15 protein-coding genes are annotated in these 16014 nt (G+C 62.6%); 3 read left to right on the top strand and 12 right to left on the bottom strand.

The features are described from left to right. Positions 1–26 precede the first annotated feature (26 nt). Together CIT31_RS08055 and dhaL are read left to right on the top strand one after the other, a co-directional pair. Positions 27–1040, top strand: coding sequence for a dihydroxyacetone kinase subunit DhaK (locus tag CIT31_RS08055; RefSeq protein WP_206073340.1), 1014 nt, complete (start codon positions 27–29; stop codon positions 1038–1040). An 11-nt stretch (positions 1041–1051) separates the two neighbouring features. After that, a complete protein-coding gene (dhaL, locus tag CIT31_RS08050; RefSeq protein WP_095518167.1) occupies positions 1052–1690 on the top strand; it encodes a dihydroxyacetone kinase subunit DhaL in 639 nt (212 codons plus the stop codon). On the opposite strand, the gene derI is transcribed toward dhaL, so the two are convergent. The 3 genes from derI to CIT31_RS08035 all read right to left on the bottom strand — a co-directional run bounded on the left by derI (position 1687) and on the right by CIT31_RS08035 (position 3794). After that, positions 1687–2130: a D-erythrulose-4-phosphate isomerase gene (gene derI, locus CIT31_RS08045; RefSeq protein WP_095518166.1), complete on the bottom strand. Its 444-nt coding sequence runs from the start codon at positions 2128–2130 to the stop codon at positions 1687–1689. The two genes, dhaL and derI, sit on opposite strands and share 4 nt — an antisense overlap. A 27-nt stretch (positions 2131–2157) precedes the next feature. Beyond that, positions 2158–2943 (bottom strand): triose-phosphate isomerase, encoded by a 786-nt coding sequence (locus CIT31_RS08040; RefSeq protein ID WP_095518165.1) that lies wholly within the window; start codon positions 2941–2943, stop codon positions 2158–2160. A gap of 83 nt (positions 2944–3026) precedes the next feature. Further along, the gene (locus CIT31_RS08035; protein ID WP_095518164.1) at positions 3027–3794 is read right to left on the bottom strand and encodes a DeoR/GlpR family DNA-binding transcription regulator; all 768 of its coding nucleotides are present in this window, start codon (positions 3792–3794) and stop codon (positions 3027–3029) included. Between the two features lie 292 nt (positions 3795–4086). On the opposite strand from CIT31_RS08035, the gene fba reads away from it, so the two are divergent. Further along, entirely contained in the window at positions 4087–5151 is a 1065-nt protein-coding gene (gene fba, locus CIT31_RS08030; protein WP_029355262.1) for a class II fructose-bisphosphate aldolase, read from the top strand. Between the two features lie 35 nt (positions 5152–5186). Here fba and CIT31_RS08025 read toward each other — a convergent pair whose 3' ends face one another. The 9 genes from CIT31_RS08025 to CIT31_RS07985 all read right to left on the bottom strand — a co-directional run bounded on the left by CIT31_RS08025 (position 5187) and on the right by CIT31_RS07985 (position 16006). Then, positions 5187–6149, bottom strand: a complete 963-nt coding sequence (locus CIT31_RS08025) for a sugar phosphate isomerase/epimerase family protein (RefSeq protein ID WP_095518402.1) — start codon at positions 6147–6149, stop codon at positions 5187–5189. Further along, positions 6149–7666, bottom strand: a complete 1518-nt coding sequence (locus CIT31_RS08020; protein WP_095518163.1) for a glycerol-3-phosphate dehydrogenase — start codon at positions 7664–7666, stop codon at positions 6149–6151. Before CIT31_RS08020 ends, CIT31_RS08025 begins: the two co-directional genes overlap by 1 nt. 49 nt (positions 7667–7715) lie before the next feature. Beyond that, positions 7716–8756, bottom strand: coding sequence for a 2-hydroxyacid dehydrogenase (locus tag CIT31_RS08015; protein ID WP_095518162.1), 1041 nt, complete (start codon positions 8754–8756; stop codon positions 7716–7718). Positions 8757–8766: 10 nt separating this feature from the next. Beyond that, a complete protein-coding gene (locus tag CIT31_RS08010; protein ID WP_095518161.1) occupies positions 8767–10320 on the bottom strand; it encodes an FGGY-family carbohydrate kinase in 1554 nt (517 codons plus the stop codon). Next, positions 10320–11444 (bottom strand): ABC transporter ATP-binding protein, encoded by a 1125-nt coding sequence (locus CIT31_RS08005; protein ID WP_029355254.1) that lies wholly within the window; start codon positions 11442–11444, stop codon positions 10320–10322. Before CIT31_RS08005 ends, CIT31_RS08010 begins: the two co-directional genes overlap by 1 nt. Beyond that, entirely contained in the window at positions 11441–12559 is a 1119-nt protein-coding gene (locus tag CIT31_RS08000) for an ABC transporter ATP-binding protein (protein WP_029355252.1), read from the bottom strand. Before CIT31_RS08000 ends, CIT31_RS08005 begins: the two co-directional genes overlap by 4 nt. 5 nt (positions 12560–12564) lie before the next feature. Continuing rightward, positions 12565–13422: a carbohydrate ABC transporter permease gene (locus CIT31_RS07995; RefSeq protein WP_095518160.1), complete on the bottom strand. Its 858-nt coding sequence runs from the start codon at positions 13420–13422 to the stop codon at positions 12565–12567. A gap of 9 nt (positions 13423–13431) precedes the next feature. Beyond that, positions 13432–14355 (bottom strand): carbohydrate ABC transporter permease, encoded by a 924-nt coding sequence (locus CIT31_RS07990; protein ID WP_095518159.1) that lies wholly within the window; start codon positions 14353–14355, stop codon positions 13432–13434. A 205-nt stretch (positions 14356–14560) separates the two neighbouring features. Next, on the bottom strand, positions 14561–16006 hold the full coding sequence (locus CIT31_RS07985; RefSeq protein WP_095518158.1) for an ABC transporter substrate-binding protein: 1446 nt from the start codon (positions 16004–16006) through the stop codon (positions 14561–14563). Between the last annotated feature and the right edge of the window lie 8 nt (positions 16007–16014).

The following is a 16014-nucleotide window of genomic DNA, read 5'->3' as shown; positions in this document are numbered from 1 at the left end:
TCTGCGAAAATACGAAACTCGGGAGGATGCAGGTGCAGACCAAGAAGATCGTCAACGACGGCAACCGCACTGTCGATGAGATGCTGGAAGGCATCCTGGCTGCGCATCCCCGCCATCTCAAAAGCGCGGCGGGCAGCCCACGCTCGATTATCGCCCGCGATGGACCTCGCCAGGGCAAGGTCGGCCTCGTCATCGGCGGTGGCTCCGGCCACGAGCCGACATTCCTCGGCTTCGTCGGCAAGGGGCTGGCCGACGCGGCCGCGATCGGCAATGTCTTCGCCTCGCCGCCGCCCGACCCGATCCTCGAATGCGCCAAGGCGGCCAGCGGCGGCGCCGGCGTGCTGTTCATGTATGGCAATTATGCCGGCGACGTGATGAATTTCGACATGGCCGCCGAGATGGCCGCGATGGATGACATTGAGGCGCGCACCGTGCTGACCACTGACGACGTGGCATCGGCGCCGCGTGACCAGAGGCAAAATCGGCGCGGCGTTGCCGGCAATTTCTTCATCTTCAAAGCCGCCGGTGCCGCCTGCGACCGGATGCTCTCATTCGATCAATGCGAACGCATCGCCAGGAAGGCCAACGATCACACCTTCACCATGGGCGTGGCGCTGTCGCCCTGTTCGCTGCCGCAGACCCGCCGGCCGAATTTCGAGATCGGACCGGACGAGATGGAGATCGGCATGGGCATTCATGGCGAGCCGGGCATCGCACGTGGAAAACTGAAAACGGCCGACGAGATCACTGACGAGATGCTGGACAAGATCCTCGACGAGATGGCGCCGGCGCATGGCGACAAGGTCGCCGTGCTCGTCAATTCGCTCGGCTCGACGCCGCTGATGGAGCTTTACATCATGAACCGGCGCGTGAAGCGTCGGCTGGATGACATCGGCGTGTCAATTCACGCGACATGGGTCGGCAACTACTGCACCTCGCTCGAAATGGCCGGCGCCTCGGTGACGCTGATGCATCTCGACGCCGAATTGCAGACGATGCTCGACCATCCTTGCGACTGCGCCATGTTTCGCGCCGGCTGAAAGTAGCATCCATGACATCCATCGATACGGCCGATCTGAAAAGAATGTTTGATGAAATCGCAGTGGCGATCGAAGCCGACAAGGACAGGCTCTGCCAGCTTGACGGCCTCATCGGCGACGCCGACCATGGCATTGCCATGGGGCTCGGTTTCGGGGCGGTGCGCGATGCACTCGCTTCGCTGGATCTCGCGGCGACCGAGCCGACAGCTCTCCTCAACACCGCGGCCAAATCGTTCCTCAACGCTGTCGGCGCCTCGTCGGGCCCGCTTTATGCGACCGCCTTCATGCGAGGTGCGGCCGCCGTCAAGGGCAAGGCGACGCTGGCGAGCGCCGACGTCATCGCCCTGTTCCAGGCGATGGCGCAAGGCATCCAGGATCGCGGCAAGGCCGAGATCGGCGAAAAGACAATGGTCGACGCCTGGCTGCCTGCGGCTGAGGCGGCTGCGGTCGCGCATGCCTCCGGCAAGACGCTGTCCGAAAGCCTAGCAGCCGGCCTTGAAGCAGCCGAACGGGGCGCCGAGGCGACCAAGGACATGATTGCCGCGAAGGGTCGCTCATCGCGGCTTGGCGAACGATCGCTAGGGCACATGGACCCCGGCGCCGCGTCGGCCGTCACCGTCATTGGCGCGATGCGGAAAAGCTTGGGTTAGCCCAGCTTCGCCGCGTCGAGCCTGTCGATGGCCTGGACATTGCCAGCCGACGGTCCCTTTTCGTCGAACTCCGATGCGAGCCAGGCGTCGACGATCGACTTGGCCAGTTCCGGGCCGATGACGCGGGCGCCCATGGTGATGATCTGGGCATTGTTGGATTTCGCAGCGCGCTCGGCGGAGTAGGTGTCGTGGGTAAGTGCTGCGCGAATGCCGGGCACCTTGTTGGCCGAGATGGAAACGCCGATGCCGGTGCCGCAAAACAGGATGCCGCGATCGTTCTCACCGTCGAGGATGGTCTGGGCGAGCTTCTGCGACAGGTTTGCATAGTAGCCCGCCTGGCTAAGGTCGCTGACGGTGAGACCGGGTTTGGTGGCGAGATGCGCGGCAATGACGTCGAGCAGCGGCTTGCCCGCGCTGTCGGCTCCAATGGCTATTTTCATTTTATTGTCCTTTCCTGTTCATCGATACTAGATCGCCGCCGAGGCGCGCTGGAGGATGTCGATATAGCCTTCCGCCTGCCAGGCGGAGCGGCCGATGAACAGCCCGTCGATATGCGGCTGGCCGATCAACTCGGCGGCATTTTGCGGATTGACGCTGCCGCCATAGAGCACTGGCGGCTCGGCCGGCAGGAGTTCGCCGGCGATCTTCTTGATCAGCGCCTGCTGCCTATCAGCGTAGTCCGCACTTGCCGGAATGCCCTTGTCGCCGATCGCCCAGACCGGCTCATAGGCAAACAGGATCGTCGCCGCTTTCGCCTCGCCTTCGAGGACCTTTAGCGCGCCGTGCACCTGCAAGGCCAGCACCGCATCGGCCTGGCCGCTGTTGCGTTGCGCCAATGTCTCGCCGACGCAGATGAGCGGCACCAGCCCGTGCTTTACCGCCGCAGCTGCCTTGAGGCCGACAGCAATGTCGGTCTCGCCGAAATGCTCGCGCCGTTCGCTATGGCCGAGCTCGACGAGGTCGAGGCCGCAATCCGTCAGCATCACGGGCGAGATCTCCCCGGTCCAGGCTCCGGCGTCGGCCCAGTGCATGTTCTGGGCGCCGACCTTGACCCGCGTCGTCGCCAACGCCTTCTTAACCTCGCGGACCGCCGTGAAGGGCGGGATGACGAAGGGCTGGATGCGGTCGTCGAAACCGGGGACGAACCCCGCCAGCGCCTTGGCGAAGTCAGTCGCCTCTGCAAGCGTCTTGTTCATTTTCCAGCTTGTGCCGACCCAGTAAACCACGCATCCTCCTTCTAGAGTCTGTTCCATCCCGCGTAGCGGGATGGGGCTCTATCTTCTTCTTTGACCATGATCTTTTCCGAAAACCGGTTCCCACTTTTCGGGATCATGGTCTAGTCCTTCTCGACTAGTGTTAGCGAAACATCGGCGCCATCCAACGCCTGGCGCATCTGCGGTCCCAGTTCGCGACCGGTGAAGACGGCGTCGAACGCCTTGAGATCGGTCAGGAAATGCAGGGCCGTGCGGCCGAACTTGCCGTGATCGACCAGCAGATATTTACGCGCGGCGGCGGCCATCATCAGCCGCTTGGTGTGGACCACTTCCTGGTCCTGGTGGAAGGCGGAAGCGCCGTGGATGGCAGACGACGACAGGAAGGCCACATCGGCGCGCAACGATCTCAACGTGTCCTCGGCCAGCAGGCCGAAGAAACCGTGAAATTTCTTGCTGTACTGGCCACCGAGCGCAATCAGGGTGATCCCTCCAATGCCTGCCAGATCCTGTATGACGGCCAGATTGTTGGAGATCACAGTCAGCGGGCGGAGATCCGCAAGGTGGCGCGCGATGCCACCGGCCGTCGAGCCGTCGTCGATGATCACCGTCTGGCCGGGTTCAATCATCGCCACTGCGGCAGCCGCCAGGCGCTGCTTCTCCTCACCGGCCTGCTTCTGACGGTAGCGGAAATCGCTTTCGAACAGGCCGCTCGGCTGGATCGAGGCGCCGCCGCGCACCTTGCGCAGGAAACCGCTTTCCTCAAGCTCGTCGAGGTCGCGATGGACGGTCATCTTCGACACGCCAAACCGCGAGGCGAGGTCATCGACACTGGCCGTGCCAGTGTCGATCAGAAAATCCATGATGCCTTGCCGCCGGCCGCCGCTCTTCATTGTCCAGCCTGTTTCCTGAATCCGGTCCGCTGTGAATCCGCCGTGGCGGAAACCGCGAGCCAAAGCTATTATAACAGAGGAAAACGCATAGGCGTCAAATTTTTTGTGATGATGTTACATTTCTTTGGGATATTATTCGCTTCTGATTGCTGTGCTGTAACAAGAATTGCTTCTCGGTGGCATGGCCAAAGGTTGCGGTTCTCTGGAAATCCGGCCAGAAGCATCAAAGGGCTGAACGACGATCGGACGGCTCGCAACCATAGGCTTGAAACCAAATACGGGAGACTATTGGGTGGCTCGCATCACATTGAGACAATTGCTCGACCATGCCGCCGAACACGGCTATGGCGTGCCTGCGTTCAACATGAACAATATGGAACAAGGCCTCGCCATCATGGAGGCCGCCGAGGAGACCAAATCGCCTGTTATTCTGCAGGCGAGCCGCGGCGCCCGCGCCTATGCCAACGACGTCGTGCTGGCCAAGCTGATCGACGCGCTGGTCGAGATCCATCCCGATATTCCAGTCTGCATGCATCTCGACCACGGCAACAACGAGGCCACCTGCGTGACCGCGATCCAGTATGGCTTCACCTCGGTGATGATGGACGGCTCGCTGAAAGAGGATGGCAAGACGCCGGCCGATTACGATTATAATTCGGGCATCACGGGCCGCGTCGTCGACATGGCGCATTGGGGCGGTGTTTCTGTCGAAGGCGAGATCGGCGTGCTCGGTTCGCTGGAGATGGGCGGCGGCGAACAGGAAGACGGCCATGGTGTCGAAGGCGCTGTCAGCCACGACCAGTTGCTGACCGATCCGGAACAGGCGGTGCAGTTCGTCAAGGACACACATGTCGACGCGCTGGCGGTCGCCATGGGCACCAGCCACGGCGCCTATAAATTCTCGCGCAAGCCGGACGGCGCTGTTCTGGCCATGAACGTGATCGAGGAAATCCATCGCCGCCTGCCGAACATGCACCTCGTCATGCACGGATCGTCCTCGGTGCCGGAAGAACTGCAGGAGATCATCAACAAATATGGCGGCCAGATGAAGCCGACATGGGGCGTGCCAGTCGAGGAGATCCAGCGCGGCATCAAGCACGGCGTGCGCAAGATCAACATCGACACCGACAACCGCATGGCGCTGACCGGCGCGATCCGCAAGGTGCTGACCGAGAACCCGAGCGAATTCGACCCGCGCAAGTATCTGACGCCGGCTATGGCCGCCATGAGGAAGCTGTGCAAGGAGCGCTTCGAGCAGTTCGGCACCGCCGGCAACGCTCCAAAGATCAAGCCGCTGCCGGTCTCGGAAATGGCCAAGCGCTACAAGTCGGGCAGTCTCGATCCGAAATTCGGCTGAGTTCGGCCGGCTTCATCTGACCGGGGCGGCCGGGTTCAACGGGCAGGAGCCGTACCCTGCCCGTCTCGCGGCAGGAGTGCCGCCCTGCCGGTCTCGATGAACGGCGCCCAGTAGTCGACCGACTCGCGGATCATGGCGACGACCTGGTGATCGACCGGCTCGCGCTCGCGAAACGACAGTTCGAGGCAGATCTCGTTGTCGACGCCGCCGCCGCGGCGAACCGTCTCCAGGAATTTTTCCGGCGTGATGCGGCCGTCCTGGTTGTAGGCGGCGATGAACGGCCAATGACCGCCCTTGTTCATCGACGACTGCTTGACGTGGATGATCGGCGATACGTTGGGGAAGGCTTCGGCCCAGGCATAGGGGTCGATGTCGGCCGGGTTGCTCGACGTCACGTCGCCATGGTCAATGTCGACCATCATCTTCATCGGGATGGCCATGCCGGCTGCCTCGATCTCGTTGTGCAGTACCCGGCAGCTGTCGATTGTATGGCCGAATTCGCGCCCGACCGACATCGGCTCCCAGAACAGATAGGTTAAACCGGCCGCTTTGGCGTGCTCGGCGACCTCGCGCCAGCATTCCAGCGCGATGTCGAACAGCCGCGCGCGGCGCTCGGGATCGTCGAAATCCCTGTGCGTGAAGATAGCGAACTGGGTCCCCATACCGGTCGCGCCGAGCTCGGCCGAAATGTCGGCAAAGGTCTTGAACCAATCGACATAGTAGCGGCGCACATCGGCGTCCGGATGGCCGAAATGGTTGAGCCGCCCATAAGGGCCGGTCATCCCCGACGTCACGCGCACGCCGGTGCGGTCGAGCGCGTTGCGGAACAGGCGGATGAATTTCGAGATCGTCGCCGCCGGCCAGCCGGGATTGACGAATTCATGCGTGAGCTGCACGTCCCGGATGCCGATGTCGTAAGCGATCGCATCGATCAGATCGTCCGGTTCGGCGAAACGGTTGACCAGCGGATTGGTGTTGAGAGAAAGCGTAAAGGCCATCAGCTTGCTTTCACCAGCCGGCTCGCGCACCAGTCCTCGAAGGCGGCTCTTTCTGCGGCGGACAGATGCAGCCCATGCTTGGTGCGCCGTTCGAGAATGTCGGCAGCGGTCAGCGCCCATTCATATTCGAACAAATAATTGGCTTCGCGTTCGAAAAAATCCTTGCCGAAGCACCGCCCCAGATCGGCGACTGACCTGGCCGCACCGACCAGAACGCGCGTCCTGGTGCCGTAGAGCCGGCCATAATGCTTGACCAGCGATGCCGGCATCCAGGGATATTCGCGGCCGAGATCGCCGAGAAACTGCTCGAAGTCGGCATTAGCGATATCGCCACCCGGCAGATAGCCTTTCGATGTCCACGGCGTGCCCATTTTCGGAAAGAACGGGGCGATCCTATCCAGCGCGTGCTCGGCCAATTTGCGGAAGGTGGTGATCTTGCCGCCGAAGACGGAGAGCAACGGCGCCTGCCCGGCCGATGCGTCGAGCTCGAAAATATAATCGCGCGTTACCGCGCTGGGGTTGTCGGCGTTGTCGTCATAGAGCGGCCGGACGCCGGAAAACGAGTAGATGACATCGTCGCGGGCAAGTTCGCGCTTGAAGTAGCGGTTGACGATTTTGATCAGGTAGTCGATCTCGCTGCTATCAGCCTTCACATCTTCCGGCCGCCCGTCATAGGGGATGTCGGTGGTACCGATCAGCGCAAGATCGTTCTGGTAAGGGTTGATGAAGATCACGCGCTTGTCGCTGTTCTGGACGAGATAGGCCTGCCGCCCCTCCCAGAATTTCGGCACGACGATGTGGCTGCCCTTGACCAGGCGCACATTTCGTTTGGAGTTCTGGCCGGCCACGCGGTTGATGATGTCGTTGACCCAGGGACCGGCGGCGTTGATCAGCGCCCGTGCCCGAACCGTTGTCGTGACGCCGGTTCGGCTGTCGCGCATCTCGACCGACCACAGGCCGTTTTCACGGCGGGCGGCGGTGCAGGCGGTCCGGGCAAGGATCTTGGCTCCGCGCTCCGCGGCATCGAGCGCATTGATGATGACGAGACGGGCATCGTCGACCCAGCAATCGGAATATTCGAAACCGCGCTTGAACACATCCTTGATCGGCGCGCCTTCGGGCGCGGTGCGCAGGTTGAGCGTGCGGGTGGCCGGCAGCCGCTTGCGGCCGCCGAGATGATCGTAGAGGAACAGGCCGAGCCGGACCAGCCATGCCGGCCGGTCGTCAGGGCTGTGCGGCAGCACGAAGCGCATCGGCCAGATAATGTGCGGAGCGGATTCAAGCAGCACTTCGCGCTCGATCAACGCCTCGCGCACCAGCCGGAATTCGTAATATTCAAGATAGCGCAGGCCGCCATGGACGAGCTTTCCCGATCGCGAACTGGTGCCTTCGGCCAGATCGTCCTTCTCGCACAGAATGACGGACAAGCCGCGGCCGGCTGCGTCGCGCGCGATGCCGGCGCCGTTGACACCGCCGCCGATAACGAAGAGGTCGACGATTTCAGTGGCGCCGCTCATCTCGCCGGGTCCTCGGTGCCTGGATTGTGTTTCATGGCTGCCGCGACCTTCAGCATGGATTGACCGGTGGGAGCCCGGCGATGAAGCGGCGCACCTCTTCGGCCGCCTGCTCGGCCGCATAGGTCACCGTGCGCACGGATGCGCCGGCGATATGCGGCGTCAGCGTGACGTTCGGAAGCTGCAGCAGTGGCCAGTCCGCAGGCACCGGCTCGACCGCGAACGTCTCCAGCATCGCGCTGCCGATATGGCCTGAGACGAGCGCATCGTAAAGCGCGTCGTAGTCGACCAGCGGCCCGCGCGCCGTGTTGACGAAGATCACCCCAGGCTTCATTCGGGCGATGGTGTCCTTGTTGATCAGTCTGCGGGTCTCCTCAGTCACCCGGGGATGAAGCGTGACCACATCGGAGCGGGACAGGAGATCGTCGAGCGCGACCAGTTCAACGCCGCCATTGCGGTCTTCGGCGCTCAGTTGCACGTAGGGGTCGGTGACCAGGATGCGGCAGCCGAACGCGCGCAGCAGGCGGACAACCTTGGTGCCGATATTGCCGTAGCCGATGACGCCGACGGTCATTTCGTTGAGCTCGCGGCCGGTGCGGTCGGCCCGGTAGAGATCGCCGCGCCATTTCCCTTTGCGCAAGGCTTCGTGCCCGACCCGGATCAGCCGCGTCTCGGCAAGGATGGCACCGATGGTGAACTCGGCCACCGCACTTGCATTGCGGCCGGGCACATTGACGACGGTGATGCCGTGGGCCTTGGCGGCAGCCATGTCGATGTTGATCGGGCCGCCGCGCGAGACCGCAACCAGTTTGAGTGTGGGCAGGCGCTGCATCATGATCTCGGAGAGCGGCGCAAGCTGGGTGACGAATATCTCGGCGTCGCCGATGAAATCGACCACCTCGTCCGGATCGCCAAAATACTCCTTGACCTTGTCGAGGCCGAGCGCCGCATTGCCGAATTCCATCGGCTCGTCGGGCCAGGCCGCCTCAAGGGTGCGAATGTCGAGATTGTTGCCGCAGGCCTTCTCGATTTTCTCGCGAAACACTTCGGGAAGCATGAAGCGGTCGCCAACGATTGCAATCTTCTTACGCATGCTCGACTTCTCACTTTGCCCTGGATGCGGCCATCGACCGCCAGACCGGCCGCAGCGCCTCATGCGCCAATGTGTAGGACGGAGCCACCCGCTCATAGATCGCGGCAAGTTTTCGGTCGCGCGGTTCCGCCGCGCCAAGCAGCGGCGTGACCCATTCCCCTACGCATTCGTCCATCGACCTGTATTGGCCGACGCAAACCGCAGCGATCATCGCGGCGCCCGCCGCACCGGCTTCCTCGCGTTGGCTGGTGCGAATGTCGGCGCCGACGACAGCGCCCAGGATCTTGCGCAGAGCCGGGCTTCTGGCCGCACCGCCGGTCAGCCGGATCTCGCTCGGCAGCGGCCCCATGGCGGCGTAGCAATCGCGCGACGCGAATGCCAACCCCTCGAAAACGGCGCGGACCATGTCGGCATAACCGTGCCGCGACGAAATGCCGACGAAACCGGCCCTGGCATTAGCATCGACGAACGGCCCCCGCTCGCCGGCCTCCGACACGTAGGGCTGATAGAGCAGCGAGGCCGGCTCGGATACGGATATCCACTGATCGACCAGCGCGATCATTTCTCCATTGGTGCGCGTAATGCCTTGCGAGGCGAGAATGCCGGAGGCGAGGCTAAGGACCCAATCGATGTTGAGTGTCGCCGCCATGTTCGACTGCATCTGCGCAAAGACGCCGGGCGTGGGCATCGTCATCGTGTAGCCGGTCGCCGCCTCGTTGAGCAGCACCTCGTCCGGCGTCTGCGCAAGCCGCATATGCATGCCGGTGGAGCCGATGATGGAGCAGCCGGGCTTGCGCTCGCGGTCGAGCAGGCCGGCGCCGAGCGCGGTGCAGGCCACGTCGACATAGGCCAGCACCACCGGCGTACCGGAAAGCAGCCCAGTCCCTTCGGCAGCCGTCGCCGAGAGGCCGGCGCTATGCCTGGTGCCGTCGACGATCGGCGGCAGCAGATGCCGGAGATCAGCGACGCCGAGCACCTCAAGCACATCGTCGCAATAGCCACGAGTGCGGAAGTCGCCAAAGGTGAAGGTCCCCTCCGACGGATCGGTGGCGCGTTCCCCGGTCAGGTTGAAATAGAGCCAGTCCTTGCAATGGAATGCCGTCGCCGCCTTGCCAAGCATGTCAGGCGCGTTGCGCTTCATGAAGGCAAGCTGCGGCCCCTGCTGACAGGCGGCCAGCCCGCTGCCGGTCTTTTCGAAACGGAGCCGGTCATCGGGCCGCGCGCGGATCTCCTCGACGATCGCGGCAGCGCGCGCGTCGAGCCACAGCCAGCCCTTCGCGACCGGCTCACCCTCCTTGTCGATCAGCCAGGTGCCATCGCCCTGCCCGGTCACGGCGATGGCAATGGTGCGGCTGGCAAGGTCCGGCACCTTGTCGGCAAGCTGGCGCAAGGTGGTCGCGGTATCGGCCCAGGTGCGCGCCAGATCCTGCTCGGCGCCGCCGCCCGGCAAGGTCTCATACCGGTTCGGCAACGCCGTGGCCGCGAGCTGCCGGCCCGCCGTGTCGAAGGCGACGGACTTGATGACAGACGTGCCGGCGTCGATGCCGATCAGCACATCCCGCATCAGGCAAGCTCCATGCCGTGCGAAATGGCCATGCCGCTGGACTGATCGAAGACGTGCAGGTTTTTCGGATCGATGCTGATATTGATCGGCGCGCCAAGCTCCAGCCGGGTCCGATCATGTTCGACCAGAACGAGCGAACCGCCGGCGAAATCCGCCGCGATATGCGTCTGGTCGCCGAGCCACTGGTTGGCCGAAACCGTTGCCGGCACGCCGTCCTTCGAGCGGCGAACCGCGTAAGGCCTTATGCCGATGACGACCCGCTGCCGTTTGAGCAATTCGTCGCGAACCGAGCCGCTGAACGCGTCCTTGTCATAGTCGAGCGAAAGTCCGTCGGGCAGCCGCAGATTGATCTTGTCGGCAGCCGTGCCGACATAGGCCTCGAAGACATTCATCGGCGGCTCGCCGACGAAGGTGCCGGTGAACAGGTTGGCCGGCCGCTGCTTGAGCATGTCGGGCGTGTCGAATTGCTGCAGCACGCCGCCTTCCATGACCGCGATCCGGTCGGCAAGCGCATTGGCCTCGGTCTGGTCGTGGGTGACCAGGATCGCGGTCAAGCCGCGCTCCTTGATGAAGTGCTTGATGCGGCCGCGCAGCACGGCGCGAAGTTGCGGTTCGAGCTGGCCCATCGGTTCGTCCAGCAGATGAAGATCCGCCTCGCGGATCAGCGCCCGGCCGAGGCTGGCGCGCTGCTGCTGGCCGCCGGAGATGGAGCTTGGATAGCGCTCCAGAATGTCCTCGATCTCGAGCAGCTTGGCGATGCTGGCAACCTTCGCATCGACGTCGCTTTTCCGCAGTTTGGCCGCCTTCAGCGCAAACGCCATGTTCTCGCGCACGGTCAGCGGCGGATAGAGCGAATAGCCCTCGAACGCCATCGCCACATTGCGCTTGACCGGAGGCAGCGTGTGCACCTTGCGGCCGGCAACCGAGATGGTGCCGCGCGACACCTCCTCAAAACCGGCGATCATGCGCAATGTCGAGGTCTTGCCGCAGCCGGACGAGCCGAGCAATGCGACGATCTCGCCCCTGCCGATTTCCATCGTCAGGTTCTGGACGGCGTGCACGCCCCTGTCGATCGGACCGTAGAACTTGTCGACGCCGGAAATGGTGAGTGCGCTCGGGATCATGCCGCTTCTCCGCTGCGCAAATTGACGACGTTCCTGGCGCCGATTCTGTCGCCGCTCGCATGATCGAACAGCAGGGCGCTTTTGCCGTCGACGGCGATATGAGCCCTGCCCTCGGTCTGACCCGGTGTTCCGGCCGGCCGGGAGACCAGGATTTCACGGCCGCGCACGGTGCGCACCAGCGTGACGATCTTTTCATTGAGCGGCGTCTCCGCCTCGACCGTCACCGGAATGGCAGCGGGCGTTCCTTCGTCGACGAAGCTCAAGGCTTCGGGCCGTAAGCCGATCACGCAGTCGCGGCCGACCGTCGCATCATAGGCACCCGTCAGATGAACCTGGACATTCGACAGGCCGACATAGATGCCCTTGGCATCGCGCGACGGCTTGACGTCGAGCAGGTTGATGGTCGGGTCGCCAAACAGCCGCGCGATCTCGATGTTCGCCGGCTCACGATAGATCTGCTCGGGTGTGCCGAGCTGCTTGATGACGCCTTGCGACATCACCGCGATGCGATCGCCGAGCGCCATGGCCTCTTTGTAGTCCTGGGTGACGTAGACGACGGTTGCGCCACGGTCGGCCAGCAGCCTCGGCAATTCGAGCCGCATTTCGAAGCGCAGTTTGGCATCGACGTTGCGCAAGGGGTCGTCGAGCAGGAGAACCGGCGGCGAGCCGACCAGAGCGCGGGCGAGCGCGGTACGCTGCTTCTGGCCGTTGGACAGCGCCCTTGGCCTGTGGCTGAGCACATGGCCGATCTTGAGCAGCTTGGCGACGCTCTCGACGCCCGCTTTCATCGCACTTTGCGACGAACGCTTGGCCTGAAGCGGCGTGGCGATGTTGTCGAACGCGGTCATATGGGGAAACAGTGCGAAATTCTGGAACGCCATGCCGACGCCGCGGAACTCGGCGTCAAGATCGGTCATGTCCTCGCCGCCGATGAAGATCTTTCCCTCGTCCGGGTCGATAACACCGGCGACCAGCCGCAGCAGCACCGTCTTGCCGGCGCCGGACGGTCCGAACAGGACCAGGGTTTCGCCGTCGGCGACGGTCAGCGAAAGATTGTCGAGGACAGTCTGGCTCTTGTAGCGCTTGACGACGTTTCGCAGTTCGAGGCTGGCCATGAGAACTATCCCTTTACCGCGCCAAGCGACAGGCCTTCGACGAGATAGCGCTGCGCATAGAGGGCAAGCGCCAGCGTCGGCGTGATCGAAAGCACGATCGCCGCCGAGATCTGGCCATACTGGATGCCGGAGGAGGTGATGAAGGCCAGCGCACCGACTGTCACCGGCTGCTTGTCGGCCGAGGCGAGCACGAGCGCGAAGACGAAATTGTTCCAAGCGAAGATGAATGCGAGCAGGCCGGCAGCCGCAATGCCCGGGCCGGCGAGGGGCAGCGCGATCTTGCGGAAGGTGGCGAACCAGGAATGGCCGGCGATGCGATAGGCATATTCGATGTCGGCCGGGATGTCCTCGAAATAGCCGCGCACGATCCATAGGATCAGCGGCAGGCAGATCAGCTGATAGACCCAGATCAGTCCGATATAGGTGTTGGCCAGTCCAAGCTTCTGGAAATAGAGGGTGAGCGGCAGGAGCACCAGCAGCGCGGGCGCGAACCGGAACGACAGCAGCGTAAAGGCAATGTCTTCCGAGCCGCGAAACTTATGCCGTGCAAAGGCGTAGGCCGCCGGAACGCCGAGCAGCAGCGCGACGGCGACCGAGGTGACCGACAGGAACACCGAATTCCAGAGGTTGCGCATGAAGGCGATGTCGAGCGTGCCGGCCGCCGTCGTCAGCTTTCCGGTGATCAGCGCGGTGTAGTTGGCCAGCGTCGGCTTGAAGACAAGCTGTGGCGGAATCCGCAAGATGGTTTCGTTGGTCTGGAACGACATCATTAGGATCCAGACGATCGGGAACATGAAGAAGATCACGACCAGTGTCAGCGCTATGCCGCGCAGGATGCGTTCAAGAAGCGAGGTGTGTTCCATCTCAGCCTCCTATGCCTGGCCGCGGGCGCGTTCGCGCAGCCGCAGCCAATTCTTGATGAAGATATTCGAGAGGAAATAGGTGATTGCCCACAGGATGATCATCAGCGCTGCCGAGCGGCCGACATTGGTCGACTGGAAGAAGTTGAGATACGCCTCGACCTGGAAGACGGTCAGCGTGTCGCCCGGACCGCCCTGGGTCATGGCATAGATGATGTCGAACTGCTGGATGGAATCAAGCAGACGGAACAGCGTCGCCGTCAGGATGTAGGGCATCAGCATCGGCAAGGTAATGCGGAAGAACACGAAACTCCTCGGCACGCCGTCAAGTGCTGCCGCCTCGAAGGGCTGCGTCGGCAGGCTGCGCAGGCCGGCAAGCAGCAGGATCATGATGAAGGGCGTGTAGACCCAGATGTCGACAAGGACCACGGTGAAAAGCGCGGTCGACGGCGACGAGGCCCAGCGGAAATCGTGCAGTCCGATCAGGCTGGCGAGATAGCTCAACACGCCGAAGCCGGGATTGGTCATCAGCTTCCACATCAGCGCGGCAAGCGCCGGCGCCGTCATCAGCGGCATCAGCAGCATGATCGAGATGAAGTTGTTCAACGTCGAGCGCTTCTGCAAGAGCATGGCGATGCCGAGACCGAGAAGCAGTTCGAGCAGGACGGTGATACCGGCATAGAGCAGCGATATCTCCAGCGTGTTCCAGAACTTCGGGTCGGTGAAAAAAGAGATGTAATTGTCGCCCCAGTTGAACTGACGCGCCCAGGGCTGGCTCAGCCGGTAGCGCTGGAACGAATAGACGACCGATGTGAAGAACGGGATCAGGATACCAATGCAGACGAGCAAGGCCGGCAGGCTGAGCACATAAGGCAGCACCCTCTTGCTGATCCTGATGCCGGAAGGCTTGTTTCTTTGCATGGTCGCCGCAGTCATCGTGCTGTTCCATCATCTCTGTTGCTTCGCCCTGCCGACCGCCCAGGGAGCTAGGCGGCCGGTTGGGCGAGTGGCGGCACCGCCAGTGTTTGAGCATCGGATTTTCCCAAAACCGGTTTCCACTTTTGGGTCCGATGCTCCAGGCGCCGCTTCGCAGTGGAATGGCCGGCTGGCCCGCAAAAGCGGGCCAGCCGTTCGCCAGGACTTAGCCGAGCCCGGCTTCCTTGAGCTGGCCATCGATGCTGGTGGCCAACATGTCGATGCCTTCGTCGACGGGCACTTCCTTGGCCACCATCTTCTGCAGCGTCGCCGCCCATTCGGTGGTGAGATCGAAGAACAGCGGCTGCGGTGTGAACTTGATGCTGGCGCCGGGCGCCGAGACGTCGAACATCTCGACATAACCCGGGTAGCTCTTGTTCAGCTTCTCGCGAAACATCTCGTCGTTCCAGACCGACTGACGGACCGGATTGACGAAGTCCATCTTGGTCGCGCCGAACAGTGCATGCTCGGGCCCGGATGCCCATTGCATGAAGTACCAGGTGGCGTCCTTATCCTTCGAGAAATTGGACATCGACAGCGACCAGATCCAGATGTTGGGCGTCGGCGCCTTGGCGGCGGGATTGGCCTTGAAGGCGGAGAAGGCGAGCTTGCCTGCCATCTTGTTGTCGCCGCCATTCATGAAGTAGCCGAGGATGTCGGCGTCGAAAATCATCGCCGAGGCGCCGGCGCCAAGATCGGTGCCGACCTGATACCAGGTATAGGTCGACCAGTCCTTGGGGCCGCTCTCCTGGATCATCTGAACCCACTGCTTGTGGAAGGCCTTGGATTCGGCGGTGTTCATCGCGGCCGACAATTTGCCGTCGGCCGAGACATTCAGGTCCTTCTGGTCAAAGTTGGCATAAGCCGAGAGGAAGCCGGGATGGATCGTCGCCCAGGAGCGCGAGCCGCGCACGCCGATGCCGTAGACGCCACCACCGACATCCTTGGTAAGCTTGGCCGCCGTAGCGACCATCTCGTCCATATTGCCGGGAACGCCGACGCCGACCTTGTCAAACATACCCTTGTTGTAGGTGATGTTGTTCTGTTCGAAGCCCCACGGAATGCACCACTGCTTGGCGTCATCGGAGCCGAGTACTCCGCCGGGCTGGCCGTTCCATGCGCAGGACTTCCTGACACCGGGCAAGAAGTCGTCCCAGGCATAGTTCACGTTGGTCTTGGTCGGATCTTTGATCCACTCGTTGAGGTCGGTGATCCAGCCGGCCGGGCCGTAGGTCCAGGTCATGTAGGCGCCGGTCATGAAGGCATCGTATTCAGGCGAGCTGGCCGACAGCGCAGCGGTGACCTTGTCGAAATAGACGTCTTCCGGGAAGACGTCGTAGACGACCTCCATGCCGGTCAACTTCTTGAAGTTTTCAAGGTTGGCGATCATCGCATCGGCGTAAGGATGCTTGTTTAGCAAGAGCTTGATGGTCTTGCCCTTGTGCGCCTGCCAGTCGAAATCCGCCGCCAGTGCGCGGGTCTGCCCCAGATTGAGCAGCGTGCCGGCAGTGCCGGCGGCAAGGCCCATTGCGCCGAGGCCTTTGATCAGCCCACGACGATCGACTTGTCCGCGCAGGAACGCGTCGATCAGGTCTTTCTCTTTCTCATGCATTTGTCTTC

The sequence above is a fragment of the Mesorhizobium wenxiniae genome (assembly GCF_002284535.1).
GTDB classification, from domain to species: domain Bacteria; phylum Pseudomonadota; class Alphaproteobacteria; order Rhizobiales; family Rhizobiaceae; genus Mesorhizobium; species Mesorhizobium wenxiniae.
This window is presented reverse-complemented; position numbering and strand designations above follow the sequence as displayed.